Source organism: Amaricoccus tamworthensis (assembly GCF_049800875.1).
Classification (GTDB): domain Bacteria; phylum Pseudomonadota; class Alphaproteobacteria; order Rhodobacterales; family Rhodobacteraceae; genus Amaricoccus; species Amaricoccus tamworthensis.
This window is the reverse complement of the sequence record NZ_JBNAFV010000004.1, coordinates 113,834-131,655: the sequence shown is the minus strand read 5'-3', so window position 1 is coordinate 131,655 and position 17,822 is coordinate 113,834. Positions and strand designations below refer to the sequence as shown.

Here is a 17,822-nt window from a genome sequence, read left to right as displayed (position 1 = left end):
TGTCTACCCGTAGAGCCGCGCACAACAGAAGGCGTACCCAAGCATAATAATCAAGCATTACTTGAATTTAACTTCAATTTAAAACAGTAATAATTTATTTTACCAGAATCAGCGCCGAAAGTCAAACTCGGCCAGCGATCACTCGACTGACAACCGCAACAAAAAAGTCTGCAATCGCATATCTCAGGGACACCGCCTCTACATTAGTGAAAAACCCGCAAAAACGCGAAACAAACGCCTTCTTGACGGAGCCGGAAAACCTGCCCATACCGCGCTGATGACCGACATATCACACATCCGTAATTTTTCCATCGTGGCGCATATCGACCACGGAAAATCGACGCTTGCCGACCGGCTGATCCAGTCAACCGGCACGGTCGCTGACCGCGACATGAAAGCGCAACTGCTTGACAGCATGGATATCGAACGTGAGCGCGGTATTACAATCAAGGCCAACACGGTCCGTATCGATTACACGGCAAAAGATGGCGAGAAGTATATTCTGAACCTGATCGACACACCCGGTCATGTTGACTTTGCATACGAGGTTTCCCGGTCAATGCGGGCCGTTGAGGGCTCCCTGCTCGTAGTGGATGCCTCTCAGGGGGTCGAAGCACAGACCCTTGCGAATGTCTATCAGGCAATCGATGCGGATCACGAAATCGTCGCGGTCCTGAACAAGGTGGACCTGCCCGCTGCCGAACCCGACAGGGTGCGGGAGCAGATTGAGGACGTCATTGGGATCGATGCATCCGACGCCGTGGAAATATCCGCAAAAACCGGCCTGGGCATTCCGGATGTACTGGAAGCCATCGTGACCCGGCTGCCCGCACCAAAGGGAGATGCGAACGCCCCCCTCAAAGTGATGCTCGTCGACAGCTGGTATGATGCCTATTTGGGCGTGGTGGTTTTGGTTCGTGTCCTTGATGGTAAACTGAAAAAAGGTGCCCGCATCCGGATGATGTCCACTAATGCGGTCTATCCCGTGGACCGCGTTGGGGTATTCACACCACAGATGGTCCAGGTTCCGGAACTCGGCCCCGGTGAAATGGGATTCCTCACGGCCTCCATTAAACAGGTTCGTGACACCCGGGTTGGCGACACCATCACTACAGAGAAAAAGGGAACGGAGTCGATGCTCCCTGGCTTCAAGCCAGCCCAGCCGGTGGTGTTCTGTGGACTTTTCCCGGTGGACAGTGCGGAATTTGAGGATCTGCGCGACGCGATCGAAAAACTCCAGTTAAACGATGCGAGTTTCTCGGCAGAGATGGAAACATCGGCCGCACTTGGATTTGGTTTCCGCTGCGGTTTCCTGGGACTTCTTCACCTCGAGGTCATTCGTGACAGGCTTGAGCGCGAATATGACATTGATCTGATCACAACCGCACCTTCGGTTATCTATCAGGTCTACATGAATGACGGCTCAATGATCGAGTTGCACAACCCGGCCGACATGCCGGAGATGGTTAAGGTCGATCATGTCGAGGAGCCAAGGATCAAGGCAACCGTTCTCGTACCCGATGAATTCCTCGGCGACGTACTGAAACTGTGCCAGGACCGTCGTGGCATCCAACTGGACCTCACCTATGCCGGGTCGCGGGCCATGGTCATTTACGACCTGCCGCTCAATGAGGTGGTCTTCGATTTCTACGACAGGCTAAAGTCAGTCACGAAGGGATACGCAAGTTTCGACTATCAGGTGACTGGATACCAGCAGGACGACCTCGTCAAAATGCAAATACTGGTGAACGACGAGCCCGTGGACGCTCTCTCAATGATGGTTCACCGCGCCCGCGCCGAGTCCCGTGGCCGTGCCATGTGCGAAAAGCTGAAGGAGCTCATCCCACAGCATCTGTTCAAAATCCCCATTCAGGCCGCGATTGGCGGGCGTATCATCGCGCGGGAAACCATCTCCGCCCTGCGTAAAGACGTAACGGCAAAATGTTACGGCGGCGACGTTTCGCGTAAGCGCAAGCTTCTGGACAAACAGAAGGCCGGCAAGAAAAAGATGCGTCAGTTTGGCCGCGTCGATATCCCGCAGGAAGCGTTCATTTCCGCTCTCAAGATGGACACCTGACCGTTCACAAACTGGGATTGCGGGTGTCTCCGCAGGCAAGGCATTGTTTTCCCTGATGACCTGAGTCAATCATGTCGGGCATTCGAGGTTCGACATCATGCCCCAAATTTTCAGCCATCGCGACGCGCTGGAAGCCAACCTGGAGCGGCAACTGGAGGCAATCCGGGCATCCGACGCAAAGGTTCTCCTGCTTATTCCGACCTCCAGCTTGATGGTTGGCGTTTTGGCCGCTCTGCTTCGAAGTCGCGGTGTAGATGCACTGTCAGCCGTGTACGTGGCCGCGAGCATTGCCCCGATCATGGTGGCATATTTTTTCATCGGCATGACCCTGATCCCGAGAACCGGCAACGGCGCCAAGGGACGCTCCCTTCTCTTCTTTGGGACGATTTCCAAAAGATCGGTTGATGAGTTCAAGTCCGAATTCATGGCGATCTCTGAAGAAGACTACATCAATGACCTCGCGACGCAGTGCCACACTGTTTCAGTCATTGCCCGTCGCAAATATATTCATGTTCGAAATGCTTTTCTTGCCTTTTTCATCGCTCTCCCCTGCTGGGGCCTTGCGATTTACGGTTTGTCTCCAGCGGTTTGAGCAACCGGATCTCCAGTAACCATACCTGCAAACAACCGACACAATTTTCCGAAAATTTGTTAGGATGATGCCTCACCGTCAATCAAACGAGGGAGCCAGGGTCCTATGGATAAGGCGAGGCAGAGTATCAGGTGCCTGACATTTATCACAATAGCCGCGTTCAGCACCGGACTGAACAGTGCCAGTGCACTCGAGGAAGCGACTGACCCGACACTCCCAAACGGATGGCAGTATGCCGGTGACCTGGAACAGCCCGCGGCGCCCGAAATTAACAACCATCACAACCTTGTGTCGGATCTTGACGCCGACCAGAACGAAGACTCGGGCATCCAGGTTGTGAGGGGAAGGGCACCTGCGAAGCAAACCGTGCTCGCGCCGTATTGCGACTGCACCAATAATGGAGACACAGTCATCATTATACGTGACGCCTACCTCTACGAACCGGATGCCGGAAACTGGCGCAACGCGTTCTCGCGGCGGCACAGTTGGCAGGACTGGACCATAGAACGCGTCGAAGCCCGCAGGAAGCTGTACAGATCCGGTTTGTACTAAACCTCCAGCGCGGCCGCCTGGCGCGCGGTGACGGCAATCACGTTCAGGACGTCCTCCGTGGTGCAGCCTCTTGAAAGGTCATTGGCCGGCGCCGCAAGCCCCTGAAGTATTGGGCCTGTCGCTTCCGCACCACCGATCCGCTGGGCAATCTTGTAGCCGATATTGCCAGCCTCGAGGCCTGGGAAAACGAAAACGTTTGCGTGGCCGGCAACATCCGAACCCGGGGCCTTGGATGCTCCGACCGCGGGAACAAACGCGGCATCAAACTGCATCTCCCCATCAACTTTGAGATTTGCGTTCTTTGAACGAACCAGCGCCGTTGCTTCAGCCACCTTGTCGACGAGAGCGTGGGACGCACTTCCCTTCGTCGAGAAACTGAGCATGGCGACGCGCGCCTCCCGGCCAGTCAGATCCGTGAAAGATCTCGCGGATGCCAAGGCAATCTCCGACAACTCTTCCGCATTCGGCTGAATGACCATGCCACAGTCGGAGAACACCAATACGTTGTTGTCCGGAAACCGCGTCTCATCCAACCGCATCAAGAAATAGCTGGACACCATTCCCACGCCAGCACCCCGCCCGATCATCTGCAGCGCCGCACGGACGGTATCAGACGTGGTGGCTCTAGCCCCACCGATTGTACCCGCAGCCAATCCCGCCCGCACCATGAGTGCGGAAAAGACCAGAGGATCGCGCACGGCGATAGACGCGGAGTCATGCGTCATGCCTTTCTTCGCCCTGAGTTCAACCAGCAGATCAATCAGTTGCGGGAGCTTCGCAGAAGCCGATGGATCATCGATCGCTACAGTGTCCGGATTACCGCCAGCCGAGGCAATGGCAGCCCTAACGGCGCCGGTTTCACCCACCAGTAAAACATTCGCCAGCCCTTCCCCAACCGCGGTCACCGCAGCCTTTGCAACCCGCGGATCCTCACCCTCCGACAACACAATCGGCTTTTCCAACATGGGAGGAGAAAGGAACTCATGTAATGGCTTCATATTCTTCGCCTGTCGTACCACCGCACCGGTCGTTTCACCAGGTGTGGCCTGAATTCATCAACTGCCGATATGGCACATCAGCGTGCCCTGCCCTCAAATGACAAAATGCGCCACAGTCGGATAGGGCCAACGCGACATTTAAATCAGACCAGATAACGCCTCAGGCCGATTTCGGTACAATGGCGCCCCGAAACCCGACCACATGCGAAGCGCACCTGTGACCCGCCATCATTGCGTCTGCAAGCGAACCCGATTTAATGTATTCCGCCAAAAAACCGCCATTGAAGCTGTCGCCAGCTGCGGTCGTATCGACAACCCGCTCCGCCGGTTCAAACGTCTGTTCGACGGCATCCTCCTCCCGGATCGAAAGAGGACCGGTTGCACCACGTTTCAGCGAACCTTTACCCACGTTCCATGACCGGAAGCGCTCGATCACTCCCTGTTCATCATCATCACCAAACAGGGCCATTTCGTCATCCACACTGGGAAGCGCGATATCGGACATTCGCCATGCCCGTTCCACCACGGCCCGCGCTGTTGACACGTCGGACCACAGCCGGGGCCTGTAGTTCGAGTCGAAGGCAAACAGTCCGCCACGGCTTCGATAGTCACTCAGCCAGGAAAACAGCGACTCCCGCGCCTCCGGCGAAATGACAGCCAAAGTAATCGCCGACAGGTAGACTACGCCGGCACCCTCCAGAGCCTCAAACCCATCCCTCTGAAACAGGCGTCTCGCCGCGGAGTTCTCACGCCAGTACAGGAACGACCGCTCACCGTTTTCATCAGTATTGATCGCGTAGAGACCAGTCAAAAGCCCTTCCAGACGGGTCATGCCCGAGACGTCAATGCCCTCTGACGCCACAAAATCCCGCAGCCTGTCCGAAAGGACATCGTCACCGACCAGAGAAACAAAGCTGACATCGTGATCCGGCGGTAAATTTCGACGAAGGTAAATCGCCGTATTGAGCACATCTCCCGCAAACCCCATCGTCGCGGAGTCGCCATCAAGCGACAGTTCAACCATCGCCTCGCCGGCGCACGCAATCCTCACAGTGTATCCCCCTTTACGTATTCAGGACCGCACGAGGCGGTCAATTCTTTGCATTGCCAGCATGTATCCCTGCGTTCCGCAGCCCGCGATGACGCCGTCCGCACGGGAGGAAACGAAAGAGTGGTGCCGGAATTCCTCACGCTTGTGGATGTTCGAAATATGGACCTCAATTACCGGACCATCGAACGTGTTCAACGCGTCCAGTATCGCCACCGAGGTATGGGAATAGGCAGCCGGATTGATGATGATACCCACCGCGTCTTCCCGAGCTTCATGAATCCAGTCAACGATGGCCCCCTCATGGCTGCTCTGCAGGAAACGAACGTCCAGATTGATATCCGAACCCAGGTCCACACACTGCTTTTCAACATCAGCCAATGTCTCAGGCCCGTAGACCTCGGGCTGGCGGACGCCCAGCAGGTTAAGATTGGGACCATTGATGACATAGACACGTTTATCCATTTCGGTGATCCCTGCTCCCAATGTTTTTGCTCCGTTACCCGTAAACGGGAACGAGCTTTTTGGCCAGATGGTTGCTCCACCGCGCCGGAACAAAAGTCGTGGGTTTTGTTTTCCGGTCAAAAGCGTAAGAGTACGGCAAAAGACATAAATGCAAGAGCCAACAAATGCCCGCTTCCAATCCGCTTCTGAAACTTCACGCCAGCGACAACATCTCGGTCGTAGCCCGCAGGCTCGATCCGGGGTCGCAGCCCCTTGGAACCGGACCTTCGCTCGAACAGCCTCTGTCCGCGGGGCACAAGATAGCCAATGTGGCCATCCCAAATGGCGGAGCGATTTACAAATTCGGTCAGATTATCGGCTACGCCAGCCAGGATATCTCCGCCGGTGAACACGTACACACGCATAACTGCGCATTTGGAAGCCATGACCAGGAATATGAAATAGGCGTGGATCTGGAGGCGGCCAGTGCGGCCATTCCCAAGCCAGCGCCGAAGCAGTTTATGGGTTACCGTCGACCGAACGGTCAGGTTGGAACGCGCAATATGATTGCCATCTGCGCCACGGTGAACTGTTCCGCCACGGTAATTCGGCGCGCCGCGGACAAAATCAACTCGTCCGGCATGCTCGACGACTACCCCAACGTTGATGGCGTTGCCGCCTTCAGTCACGGCACCGGCTGCGCCATGGCGACGAACAGCCCGGGTTATGCAAACCTGCAAAGGGTGCTCTGGGGCCACGCAACCCACGCCAACGTGGGTGCGGCGATTTTCGTGGGTCTGGGCTGCGAGGTGATGCAGATTGCCCGCATGAAGACCATGTTCGACTCGAATGGTCAGGAACGGTTTCATGGCCTGACCATTCAGGACACCGGGGGGACAACGAAAACAATTGAGCGTATCATCGAACAGGTCCGCGAACTTCTGCCCGAGGTCAATGCGATTGAGCGCGAACCGGTGCCGGCATCCGAACTGAAACTTGCCCTGCAGTGCGGCGGATCCGATGGGCTTTCAGGCGTCACGGCCAACCCAGCACTTGGAGCGGCAAGCGATCTGCTCGTTGGACTGGGCGGAACGGTCATTCTCGCGGAAACCCCGGAGATCTACGGCGCCGAACAGCTTCTCCTGCGTCGGGCTGCCGACCGTGAGACTGCGGACAAACTCATCGAACGCATTCGCTGGTGGGAGGAATACACCCGCATCAATAACGGGTCGATGGATAACAACCCCTCACCGGGAAACAAGGCGGGCGGACTGACCACGATCCTGGAAAAATCACTTGGCGCCGCGGCCAAGGGCGGCACAACGCCGCTAACCGAAGTGTTGCAGTACGGCGAAGTGTCGAAAAAACCGGGTTTTTCCTTCATGGATTCGCCCGGTTACGACCCCGCCTCGGTAACCGGCCAAATTTCAAGCGGTGCACAGGTGGTCGTTTTCACCACCGGACGCGGCTCCGCCTTCGGCTCCAAGCCAGCCCCGACAATCAAGGTCGCAACAAACGACCGGTTGTTTGAGGCCATGCCCGACGACATGGACATCAACTGCGGCGACATCGTATCTCAGGGTGTTTCCATTCAGGATAAAGGCGAACAGATTCTCGATCATGTCCTGCGCGTGGCGTCGGGCGAGAAATCGAAGAGTGAAGCACTTGGGCTGGGCGACCACGAGTTCGTTCCTTGGCAGATCGGAGCCGTCATGTAGCTGCGACTGCCCTGGTGCGGTTCAAAAAAAAGCGTCACGGAATTTCCGTGACGCTTTTTTTAATGTGCAATTTGTAGGAGCTTTGCGATCAACCCATCCGGTAGTTCGGGCTCTCCCGGGTAATCTGCACGTCGTGCACATGACTTTCCCGAAGGCCCGAACCGGTGATGCGAACAAATTTGCAGTTGGTCTGCATTTCCGGGACCGTGCCATTACCGGTATACCCCATTGCGGCACGAAGCCCGCCGACGAGTTGGTGCAGCACGGCTGAAACTCCGCCTTTGTACGGCACCTGCCCCTCAATCCCCTCGGGCACAAGCTTGTCGGCGCTGGCCTCCTTTTGGAAGTACCGGTCAGCGGACCCGCGCGCCATGGCTCCTACACTTCCCATACCGCGGTAGGATTTGAAGCTGCGCCCCTGATACAGAATGACCTCGCCAGGGGCCTCGTCCGTACCCGCGAGTGATGATCCAACCATTGCGCAGTGGGCGCCGGCCCCAATAGCCTTGGCAAAATCGCCGGAGAACTTAATGCCGCCATCAGCGATGATGACATGACCCGTCTTGGCGGCTTCTTTGGCACAGTCACTGATTGCCGTCATCTGGGGCACACCAACGCCGGCCACAATCCTCGTCGTACAGATGGACCCTGGGCCAATACCCACTTTAATCCCGTCAGCACCCGCATCAATGAGTGCTCGCGTAGCCTCGGCAGTAGCAACATTGCCCGCAATAATCTGGGCTTCAGGACGGTCCGTTTTAATTCTGCGGACCGCGTCAGCCACACCGCTCGAGTGGCCATGGGCCGTGTCGATCACCACCACATCAACACCCGCGTCCAACAGAGCAATCGAACGCTCATAACCCGCGTCGCCAACGGTTGATGCAGCCCCAACACGAAGACGGCCCTGTTCATCCTTCGCGGCCAGCGGGTTTAGAACCGCCTGCTCGATGTCCTTTATGGTCAAAAGCCCGGTCAGCCGACCCGCGTCATCAACCACCATCAGTTTCTCAATGCGACGTGCTTCCATGAGGCTTTTGGCCTCATCGAGATTGGCAGGAGAGCGCAGCATGGCCAGATCGTTGCCGGTCATCATGACGCTGACCGGAGTTGCGTCATCAATCGCGAACCTCATGTCTCGGTTGGTCACTATACCAACGACAACACCATCCCCATTAATCACAGGGAAACCGGAGACCCGAAAACGCTCCTGAAGCGCCTTGGCATCTCCAAGCGTCTGATCGGGTCGAAGGGTGACCGGGTTATCGACGACGCCGGAAACGAAACGCTTGACCCTGCGAACCTCGTCACACTGTTCCTCAATGGTCAGGTTGCGATGGATGACCCCAAGACCGCCGGACTGGGCCATGGCAATTGCCATTTTGGCCTCGGTGACCGTATCCATCGCGGAACTCAGCAACGGAATATTCAGCGAAATTTTCGGGGTAACCATCGTGCGCGTATCGGCGGACCCGGGCAAAACGTCGGAGGCACCGGGAACCAAAAGAACATCATCAAACGTCAAGGCTTCGCGAAGGTCCATTGTCACACTCCCAGCAACGGTTGTTCAGGCCGGTCCTATTCCATGGACCGGGTAAAATGAAAAGACTTGGAGGCTGACATCCACGAATTCTTCACGGAAAATGTAGTAGCGCGCGCTGTTTTTCGAACCAGATGCACCGCCAACACCACCGCGGGACAGGTTACTCTTCGCCCGGCCTTCCCCGAAACCCGGTCGCTACGAGGAACTTTTCCGACGAGTCTGAACGGCTTGCCGGCGGCTTGAAGTGAACCACCTTGGCAAACGCAAGATTGAGCCTGCGGATTAAATTGGCTTCGGCGCCTCCGGCCAGCACCTTGGCGACAAACGTGCCGCCGGGTTCGAGCACGTCCATAGCGAACTCAGCCGCCGCCTCGCACAGGCCCATGATTCGAAGATGATCTGTCCCGGCATGCCCCGAGGACTTCGCGGCCATGTCCGAGATAACCGCATCCGCCGATCCATCAAGCCATTGACGGACCTTTTCGTCCGCGCCCTCATCAAGGAAATCCAAAACGTGGATCTCGGCACCCGGAATGGGATCGACCTCCTGAAGGTCCACGCCCAATACCGTGCCTTTAGGTTTTTTTCGGTTTTGGCCGAGGGAATTAACACGCGCTACAGCAACCTGACACCAACCGCCCGGCGCACATCCCAGATCCACAACTCTGGCGCCCGGTTTCAAAAAACCAAACCGATCATCAATCTCGATGATTTTATAGGCCGCCCGCCCCCGATATCCCTCAGCTTTCGCGCGCTGAACATAGGGATCATTCAACTGCCGCTCCAACCAGCGTGTGGAGGACAGCTTGCGGCCCTTGGCCGTTTTGACACGCACACGCAGGTCCCGGCGTCCGCGCCCCGAATTTGGCTTTCCAGGTTTTTTCAACGGTGCCCTGCCATTCCGGAGTAAGCTCCGTTTGCACTCATCATGGCAAACAACATGCCCTCGCGAAGCCCACGATCGGCTACGCGCATGGAATCCGTAGGCCAAATCCGCAGCAGTGTCTGCAAAATCGCGGCACCGGACATGATCAGTTCCGACCGGTCTCGACCGAGGCCAATATCGTTTCGTCGCCCTTCCGGTCCCAGTTTCAGGAACCTTGCGATCACATCCTCAATAGCTTTTGTCGAAAGCCGCATACCATCAACCTTGCGTCTGTCATAGCGCCGCAAGCCAAGATGCGCGGCGCCGACCGTGGTAACCGTGCCCGACGTACCGATCATCTGAAACCGCGACAACTGCTCGTCTGAGAGAATTTCCTGATACGGCTTAAAACCGGCCAGTTGCTCCTCAAAATACCACGACATAAGCGCGAACCGTGCAGCATCATCGGTAACGTCCGAATACCTCTCGTGCAGCGTCGCCACGCCGAGCGGGACCGAAATGAAGTCGACGATACGCGCCCGGTCTTTGGTCAGGGCTTCCGTGCCGCCCATCTGAAGGTTCACAATGGCCTGCGCCCTGCGTTCCCTGGGAACATCCATAAGGTCGATCCAGACCAGCTCGGTCGAGCCGCCACCAATATCGAACACGAGGACCTGACGCGCCGACGAAGCAACCAGCGGCGCACAGGAAATCACGGCGAGGCGTGCTTCCTCTTCCGGGCGGATCAACTCAAGATTGAGACCCGTTCGCTTTTCCGCCAGCCGAAGAAAATCAATTCCGTTGCCTGCCCTACGGCAGGCTTCAGTCGCCACAAGCCGCAGATTTCCAGCATTCCGAATGCGGTGTTTCTTCAGCTTGTCAGCGCATATCTCCAGTGCGGAGATTGTACGCGCAATACCGCCCCGCGAAAGGTTTCCGGTTCTCTCCAGACCGGATCCGAGGCGCACGGATTTTGCGAAAGCATCGACCACACGAAAATGCCCGGCATCGGGTGTAGCGATCAACATGCGGCAGCTGTTGGTTCCCAGATCCAACGCCGCATAAAGCTCTGGACTGGTCTGCGCAGGCGCATTTACCGGACGCTTACGCGCCAAAGCATCGGGTTCCTGCGCAGCATCCGTAAGATTCTGCGCCATCTATGCCAAATTTCTTCTTGCGGAACATTCCGCAGGTTTAAGATGACGCTACAGGAGACTGCAATCCATGGCAAGATTTCCATCCATCAATATCAACGCAACCAAACGGCCACGTTGATACAAATCCACCTGCTTTGACGTCTGCAGTATCAGGCCGCGCCAGCCTGTCCGGCCGCCACCAGAGGTGCCGCCTCATAGCCAAGAGCGCGGCAGATATCCCAGGTGAGATCCGGATTGTTCAGAGTGTAGAAATGCAGACTGTCAACGCCCTCCTGAACCAACCTGTCACACTGCTCGGAAGCAATGGATACAGCCAGAAGGTGCTCCTGCTCCGCATCTTTAGCATATCCAAACGCCTTGGTCATCCAGTCGGGGACGCCCGCTCCACAGCGTTTCGCGAAGTTCCGCATTTTGTCGAAGTTTTCGACAGGCAGGATGCCGGGGATAATCGGCACATGAATGCCCGCCTTTTCACAGCGGTCCCTAAAGCGCAGAAAATCATCCGTCTCGAAACAGAACTGGGTGATGATCCTCGACGCACCGGCCTCAACCTTGCGCTTCAGATACCGGGTTTCCTGCTCAATGCTTTCAGCTTCCGGGTGGACCTCCGGATAACCGGCAACCGCGATATCGAAGTCGCCAATCGCGGAAAGTCCCTCAACAAGTTCTGCAGCACTGGCAAATCCGTCAGGGTGCGGTTCGAATTTCGACGCTCCACCGGGCGCATCGCCACGCAAGGCGACAATCCGGCGCACGCCCATGCGGGCATAGGAACGCGCGACGTCGAGAGTTTCTTCCCGGGACGCACCGACACAGGTCAGATGCCCCGCAACATTGAGGCGCGCACGCTCAATGATCGTCCGAATGGCAACATTGGTCCGGTCACGTGTTGTGCCACCCGCACCATAGGTCACCGACACGTAATCGGGAGCCAGAGGCGCAAGGCGCTCAACCGTCCGCCACAAACGAAGTTCAGCCTTCGGAGTACTGGGGGGGGGAAAATTCGAAAGACAGGCCCGCAGGAGCCTTTGAAGTATTGGTCATGATGCACCGGTCCATACCGACAATGAGATTTGCAGTTGCGGAGTATACAGGTGGATATTTCATCCGGCAATCTTTATCTGCCAAATATTTTACGAATGCCCGCTAACGTGCGGGCCCTGGACGCAGGAGGCAACGGACCACATGCCCAAGGTTACCATCGTCTACTGGCGGGATATACCCGCTCAGGTCATCGTCGGCACGGGCCGCCGGGCCGCAAAAGTGCAGTTGCCGGAGCGGTTTGAGCAGGCGATCGACCGCTGCGCCATGAAGGTTGGGGCAAAAGATGAGGACGCATACCTAGCCGACTGGCGGAAGGGAGAACCATATGAGGTCGAAGGTGATCCCGCGGATGTCGCTTATGAAGAAGCCGCCCGACTGGATTCGCAATTTACTGTCGAAGAAATCAAGGCCCTGATTGCAAATGACGGACGGGCGCCCGCGACAACGTGAACAACTGGAGACAAGCCGTGGCGAATATTTTGAATTTCAGCCGTCTGCGCCGTACCCCGCCCCAGGGCGGATCCTCGGAAGTTGCCGGGTTTCTCCAGGATTTTTCAATCGAGGTCATGCCACGGACCGCGGCGAAAATTGACGACTTCCGCGCCATCCTGCCTGCCGGAACGCGCGTCTACGTCGCCCACATAGACGGGTTCGAATTCGACGCCATGCTCGCGACCGCCAGGCGACTGGTCGATGAGGGTTTCCAGGTGATGCCGCACTTCCCGGCCCGTGGAATCATCGACCGCAACGATCTGAGGAACCGGATCGCCGCCTATTCCGACGTTGGAGTTCGACAGGCTCTGGTGCTTGCCGGCGGAATCGACAAGCCCCACGGCGCCTATTCCGACTCGATGCAACTGCTCGAAACCGGGCTTTTTGACGAGTTTGGGTTCACCGACCTCCATGTGGCCGGCCATCCGGAAGGCAACATGGATATCGATCCCGACGGTTCCACAACCCACGTGACGCACGCCCTGCAGTGGAAAAACGACTTCCAGACGCGCACGGACGCACGCATGGCAATCGCGACCCAGTTCTGTTTCGAATCACAGCCCGTCATCGATTGGTGTGACCGCCTCCGCGAAAACGGTATCACCCTGCCCGTTCATATTGGGGTGGCGGGGCCAGCCAAACTGCAGACCATGATCAAGTTCGCCATGGCCTGCGGAGTCGGTCCATCGCTACGCGTGCTGCAAAAACGGGCGACCGATCTCAGCAAGCTGGTCCTTCCGTTTGAGCCGGATCAAATCCTTTCCGAACTTGCCGCTCATAAGGCCCGAAATCCCGATTTTGCCGTCGAGCGGGTTCACTTCTTTCCGCTTGGAGGCATAACCAAAACGACGGAATACGTGAGCGGGGCAACCTCCACGGAAAACATCCGCGCCCGTGCATGACACGTTACGCACTTCTGTTTGACCTCGACGGGACGCTCGTCGAAAGCGATCCACTGCACCTGAAGGCTTTCAACAGCTTGCTGGAAAAGTATGGAATGCCAACGATGAGCGAGCTTGATTACAGAAAACGGGTCCAGGGCAGATCGAACCCTGAAATCATGCGCGACCTGTTCCCTTCGCTGCCAAGACAGCACATTGAACTCGCGGACGAAAAAGAGAACATTTTTCGCAAATCTCTCGGCAGTGACGTTCAACCCATGCAGGGGATCGCCGAGCTTCTTGATTGGGCTGAAGCAGAAGGCGTGGCAACCGGCGTGGTAACCAACGCACCGCGTGCCAATATGGAAGCCATGCTGGGAGCCACAAGACTTGAGGGCCGTTTTGAGGCCATGATTGTTGGCGAGGAATGTGACCGCGCAAAACCGGACCCGATGCCCTACCAGACCGCAATGGCCGAACTCAAAGCGACACCGTCACAATCCATTGCATTTGAGGATAGCGGGTCCGGTCTGCGGTCCGCCCGAAATGCCGGGGCCCATGTATTTGGTTTAACAAGCAGCCTTGCGCCGAACGAACTCGTTCAGGCCGGAGCACACCAAACGATTGACGACTTCACCGATCCAGCCCTGTGGGCGCGCATTCGAACATTGAAAGCCAACTGAAAATGACCAGAACCGTCGTTGAATCCCGTACGAAAACCGCAATCATCGGCTTTGATCAGCCGTTCTGCGTCATTGGCGAGCGCATAAATCCAACGGGTCGAAAGAAACTTGCGGCCGAACTGGAAGCAGGGGACTTCTCGACTGTTGAGAAGGACGCGCTTGAACAGGTTGCGTGTGGGGCCACCATGCTCGACGTCAACGCGGGCGTGGTCTATAATTCAAACCCCAACCCAAACGAAACCGAACCGCCCCTGATGCGTCAGGTCATCGAACTGGTTCAGGGCCTTGTGGATGTTCCGCTCTGTATTGATTCAAGCGTGCCCGGGGCGCTGCAGGCCGGCCTTGAGGTTGCCGGCGGCCGCCCCCTCCTCAATTCGGTAACGGGAGAGGAGGAACGTCTCGAACTGGTTTTGCCGCTAGTCAAAAAATACAACGTGCCCGTCGTTGCAATCTCCAATGATGACACCGGTATCTCGGAAGATCCGGATGTGCGTTTCGCTGTTGCCAAAAAGATCGTTGAGCGTGCGGCTGATTTCGGCATTCCGGCCCACGACATCGTTGTGGATCCGCTTGTGATGCCGATTGGCGCCATGGCGACGGCCGGCCTTCAGGTATTCGCACTTGTGCGCAAACTGCGTGAGGAACTGGGCGTGAACACCACCTGTGGCGCGTCCAATATTTCCTTCGGACTTCCAAACCGCCACGGGATCAATGCGGCGTTTCTGCCGATGGCAATTGCCGCGGGCATGACCTCAGCCATCATGAATCCGGTGCGGCCACAGGAAATGGAAGCGATCCGTGCGGCAAACCTGCTCACCAACAACGATCCCCACGGTGCGACCTGGATCAAACACAACAAGCCGCCCACCGTTGAAGGCGAGGCTCCGGCCGGTGCCCGCGCCGGGCGAGAAGGCCGCCGCCGTCGCCGGGCGTAAGGGACACTGAACACACCATGGGTAACTCCGCCGATCCACTTGTGATATTTACTCCATCCGGAAAGCGGGGGCATTTTCCAAAGGGAACGGCAATACTCGACGCCGCGAGACAGCTGGGCGTTGATCTCGATTCCGTATGTGGCGGACGTGGCATCTGCTCCAAGTGCCAGATCAATCCGTCCTATGGTGAGTTCTCCAAGTTCGGTGTGACAGTGAATGATAATGCACTGTCCGAGTTCAACGCGGTTGAGGAACGCTACGACAGCAAACGCGGTCTGGCAAAGGGACGACGTCTCGGATGTCAGGCCAAAGTGGAGGGCAATGTCGTTATCGACGTCCCCCCCGAAAGTCAGGTCCACAAACAGGTCGTCCGAAAACGCGCGGAAGCCCGGCAGATTATCATGGATCCTGCCACGCGGCTTTACTACGTCGAGGTTGCCGAACCGGACATGCACGAACCGAGCGGTGACCTCGAAAGACTTGAAAACGCACTGGCTGAGCAATGGGGGCTGGCCCATGTGAAGGGCGATCTTCGCACGGTTCAGATGCTCCAGCCCGCACTGCGCGAAGGCAACTGGAAGGTGACCTGCGCCGTGTATCACGGCAACAGCCTGGGCGAAGCCCGCATCATGCATGTCTGGCCTGGATTCTTCGAAGGTTCGATCTACGGGCTTGCCATTGACCTTGGCTCAACAACCATCGCGGGACATCTTTGCGATCTTCAGAGCGGAGAGGTACTGGCGTCTTCGGGCCTGATGAACCCCCAGATTCGGTTCGGTGAGGATCTGATGAGCCGGGTATCCTACGCCATGATGAATCCCGGCGGAGCGGCCGACATGACACGGGTTGTTCGCGAGGCGATCAATACTCTCGTCAACCAGGCCGCCGCGGAAGCAATGATCGATCCGGGCTTCATCATGGAAACCGTGATCGTGGCCAACCCGGTCATGCATCATCTGCTGCTGGGCATTGATCCAGTGGAACTTGGTCAGGCACCGTTTGCGCTGGCGACGGCGAAGTCCATGACCCTCTGGGCCAGCGAGATCGACATATCGATGCACCCGGACGCCAGGATCTACATCCTCCCCTGTATCGCGGGCCATGTCGGTGCGGATGCCGCCGCGGTTGCCCTCTCAGAGGCTCCAAACCAGTCCGAAGAACTCACACTGGTGGTTGACGTCGGCACGAATGCGGAAATCCTGCTTGGTGACCACCGACGTGTTCTGGCCTGTTCATCTCCGACCGGCCCCGCTTTTGAGGGTGCACAAATTTCTTCCGGTCAACGCGCAGCACCGGGGGCCATCGAACGGGTCGAAATCGACCCCGACACCGGAGAACCGAGGTTCCGCGTGATTGGCTGCCACCTCTGGTCTGACGAGCCAGGGTTTGAGGCGGCCACCAAAATCACCGGAATAAATGGCATATGCGGATCCGGCATCATTGAGGTCATCGCGGAAATGCGAATGGCGGGACTGATCGACCGGACCGGCCTCATTGGAAGCGCGGAACAAACCGGATGCGCCCGCTGCGTAACTGACGGTCGCACCAATTCCTACGTACTGCAGGAGGAAAACGGCCCGGGTCGGCCGCGTATCATGGTGACCCAGGGAGACGTCCGCGCCATTCAACTCGCAAAATCAGCGCTCTATGCCGGTGCCAAACTTCTGATGGATCAACTTGGAGAATACACGCTCGGCCGCGTAGTGCTGGCCGGTGCGTTTGGTGCACATATCTCGCCCAAACACGCCATGGTTCTCGGGATGATACCCGACTGCGAGCTCGACAAGGTAACCTCCGCAGGAAACGCCGCCGGGACCGGGGCCCGCATCGCGCTTCTGAACTCCGCATCCCGTCGCGAGGTCGAAACACTGGTGACCAATATCCAGAAGGTCGAAACCGCGATTGAACCAAAATTCCAGGAACATTTCGTCGCGGCGAACGCAATTCCACACGCGGTCGATGAATTCCCCCGTCTGCTGAGGCAGGTCAGCCTGCCCGATGTGTCATTCAACACTGGCGGACGCGCTGACAGCAAACGCCGGCGAAGACGCGCCTGACAGTCCGAAAAACGGAACCCGATCTCCAGCGACCGCGTTGCATTCGCACAGACCACATCATAGGTCTGTGTGACAACAACTTCCAACTGGAGAGCGTCAATGAAACGTACAGGATCAGCCGTCTGGAACGGAGAACTCAAGACCGGGAGCGGGACAGTATCCACCGATTCCGGAGTACTCGACAAGGTTGCGTACAGCTTCGGAAAACGTTTCGGCGACGATGCCGGCTCGAACCCCGAGGAGCTTATCGCTGCGGCGCACGCCGGATGTTATTCCATGGCCCTGTCCAACGTGCTCGGCGGCGAGGGTATGACCCCGGAAAAAATTGAAACCTCCGCAACCGTGACACTTGAGATGCTGGATGCCGGCCCGACCATTACCGCCGTTCACCTGGTCGTAAACGCAAAAGTACCCGGAGCGGATGCCGACGCCTTCCAGAAAGCCGCCGAGGGCGCCAAAACGGGCTGTCCCGTGTCCAAGGTCTTGAATGCTGAAATCACCATGGATGCGACGCTCGAGTCCTGATCCAATATCGGTGACTAAAAGAAACGAAGAGGAGCCTCAAATTCCTCTTCGTTCCCCGGTTCTCTTCGGCTCAATGTATGTGCCGCGCCCGCGTCTTGCCTGCAGGACCGATTTTCTTACTAAAGTCTAAACAAAACCCTAATCAGCTTAACCATTTCGTCCGCCAAGGCGTAATTAATTGTGTTGTTCCCCACTACCGGGACACAAAAAA

The 17,822-nt window shown here is 57.1% G+C and carries 17 protein-coding genes; 10 read left to right on the top strand and 7 right to left on the bottom strand.

What is annotated here, in order from left to right; genetic code table 11:
* The first annotated feature begins 277 nt into the window (after positions 1 to 277).
* The 3 genes from lepA to ACP15P_RS09605 all read left to right on the top strand — a co-directional run bounded on the left by lepA (position 278) and on the right by ACP15P_RS09605 (position 3,221).
* Entirely contained in the window at positions 278 to 2,077 is a 1,800-nt protein-coding gene (gene lepA, locus ACP15P_RS09615) for a translation elongation factor 4 (RefSeq protein ID WP_424928237.1), read from the top strand.
* A gap of 97 nt (positions 2,078 to 2,174) precedes the next feature.
* Positions 2,175 to 2,669, top strand: coding sequence for a Pycsar system effector family protein (locus ACP15P_RS09610; protein WP_424928236.1), 495 nt, complete (start codon positions 2,175 to 2,177; stop codon positions 2,667 to 2,669).
* Positions 2,670 to 2,774: 105 nt separating this feature from the next.
* Positions 2,775 to 3,221: a hypothetical protein gene (locus tag ACP15P_RS09605; RefSeq protein WP_424928235.1), complete on the top strand. Its 447-nt coding sequence runs from the start codon at positions 2,775 to 2,777 to the stop codon at positions 3,219 to 3,221.
* On the opposite strand, the gene pta is transcribed toward ACP15P_RS09605, so the two are convergent.
* The 3 genes from pta to aroQ form a co-directional block, all read right to left on the bottom strand.
* On the bottom strand, positions 3,218 to 4,219 hold the full coding sequence (pta, locus tag ACP15P_RS09600) for a phosphate acetyltransferase (RefSeq protein ID WP_424928234.1): 1,002 nt from the start codon (positions 4,217 to 4,219) through the stop codon (positions 3,218 to 3,220). The genes ACP15P_RS09605 and pta overlap by 4 nt on opposite strands.
* Before the next feature lie 160 nt (positions 4,220 to 4,379).
* Entirely contained in the window at positions 4,380 to 5,270 is an 891-nt protein-coding gene (locus ACP15P_RS09595) for a sugar kinase (protein WP_424928233.1), read from the bottom strand.
* A gap of 21 nt (positions 5,271 to 5,291) precedes the next feature.
* The gene (gene aroQ / locus ACP15P_RS09590) at positions 5,292 to 5,732 is read right to left on the bottom strand and encodes a type II 3-dehydroquinate dehydratase (RefSeq protein ID WP_424928232.1); all 441 of its coding nucleotides are present in this window, start codon (positions 5,730 to 5,732) and stop codon (positions 5,292 to 5,294) included.
* 164 nt (positions 5,733 to 5,896) lie between these two features.
* On the opposite strand from aroQ, the gene ACP15P_RS09585 reads away from it, so the two are divergent.
* Entirely contained in the window at positions 5,897 to 7,429 is a 1,533-nt protein-coding gene (locus ACP15P_RS09585; protein WP_424928231.1) for a UxaA family hydrolase, read from the top strand.
* Between the two features lie 88 nt (positions 7,430 to 7,517).
* On the opposite strand, the gene guaB is transcribed toward ACP15P_RS09585, so the two are convergent.
* From guaB to metF, 4 genes are all read right to left on the bottom strand, one after another.
* Positions 7,518 to 8,972, bottom strand: a complete 1,455-nt coding sequence (gene guaB / locus ACP15P_RS09580) for an IMP dehydrogenase (RefSeq protein ID WP_424928230.1) — start codon at positions 8,970 to 8,972, stop codon at positions 7,518 to 7,520.
* Positions 8,973 to 9,132: 160 nt separating this feature from the next.
* Entirely contained in the window at positions 9,133 to 9,858 is a 726-nt protein-coding gene (locus ACP15P_RS09575) for an RlmE family RNA methyltransferase (RefSeq protein WP_424928229.1), read from the bottom strand.
* Entirely contained in the window at positions 9,855 to 10,994 is a 1,140-nt protein-coding gene (locus ACP15P_RS09570) for a Ppx/GppA phosphatase family protein (protein ID WP_424928228.1), read from the bottom strand. The genes ACP15P_RS09575 and ACP15P_RS09570 overlap by 4 nt, the downstream gene beginning before the upstream one ends.
* Positions 10,995 to 11,143: 149 nt before the next feature.
* The gene (gene metF, locus ACP15P_RS09565; RefSeq protein ID WP_424928227.1) at positions 11,144 to 11,959 is read right to left on the bottom strand and encodes a methylenetetrahydrofolate reductase [NAD(P)H]; all 816 of its coding nucleotides are present in this window, start codon (positions 11,957 to 11,959) and stop codon (positions 11,144 to 11,146) included.
* A gap of 220 nt (positions 11,960 to 12,179) precedes the next feature.
* Between metF and ACP15P_RS09560 the strand changes: the two genes are divergently transcribed.
* The 6 genes from ACP15P_RS09560 (at position 12,180) to ACP15P_RS09535 (ending at position 17,611) form a co-directional block, all read left to right on the top strand.
* The gene (locus ACP15P_RS09560; RefSeq protein WP_424928226.1) at positions 12,180 to 12,488 is read left to right on the top strand and encodes a virulence factor; all 309 of its coding nucleotides are present in this window, start codon (positions 12,180 to 12,182) and stop codon (positions 12,486 to 12,488) included.
* A gap of 17 nt (positions 12,489 to 12,505) precedes the next feature.
* Positions 12,506 to 13,432: a methylenetetrahydrofolate reductase gene (locus ACP15P_RS09555; RefSeq protein WP_424928225.1), complete on the top strand. Its 927-nt coding sequence runs from the start codon at positions 12,506 to 12,508 to the stop codon at positions 13,430 to 13,432.
* Positions 13,429 to 14,094, top strand: a complete 666-nt coding sequence (locus ACP15P_RS09550) for an HAD family hydrolase (protein ID WP_424928224.1) — start codon at positions 13,429 to 13,431, stop codon at positions 14,092 to 14,094. Before ACP15P_RS09555 ends, ACP15P_RS09550 begins: the two co-directional genes overlap by 4 nt.
* Before the next feature lie 2 nt (positions 14,095 to 14,096).
* Positions 14,097 to 15,029 (top strand): methyltetrahydrofolate cobalamin methyltransferase, encoded by a 933-nt coding sequence (locus ACP15P_RS09545; protein WP_424928223.1) that lies wholly within the window; start codon positions 14,097 to 14,099, stop codon positions 15,027 to 15,029.
* 17 nt (positions 15,030 to 15,046) lie between these two features.
* Positions 15,047 to 17,086: an ASKHA domain-containing protein gene (locus ACP15P_RS09540; RefSeq protein ID WP_424928222.1), complete on the top strand. Its 2,040-nt coding sequence runs from the start codon at positions 15,047 to 15,049 to the stop codon at positions 17,084 to 17,086.
* Between the two features lie 99 nt (positions 17,087 to 17,185).
* On the top strand, positions 17,186 to 17,611 hold the full coding sequence (locus ACP15P_RS09535; RefSeq protein ID WP_424928221.1) for an OsmC family protein: 426 nt from the start codon (positions 17,186 to 17,188) through the stop codon (positions 17,609 to 17,611).
* Positions 17,612 to 17,822: the final 211 nt, after the last annotated feature.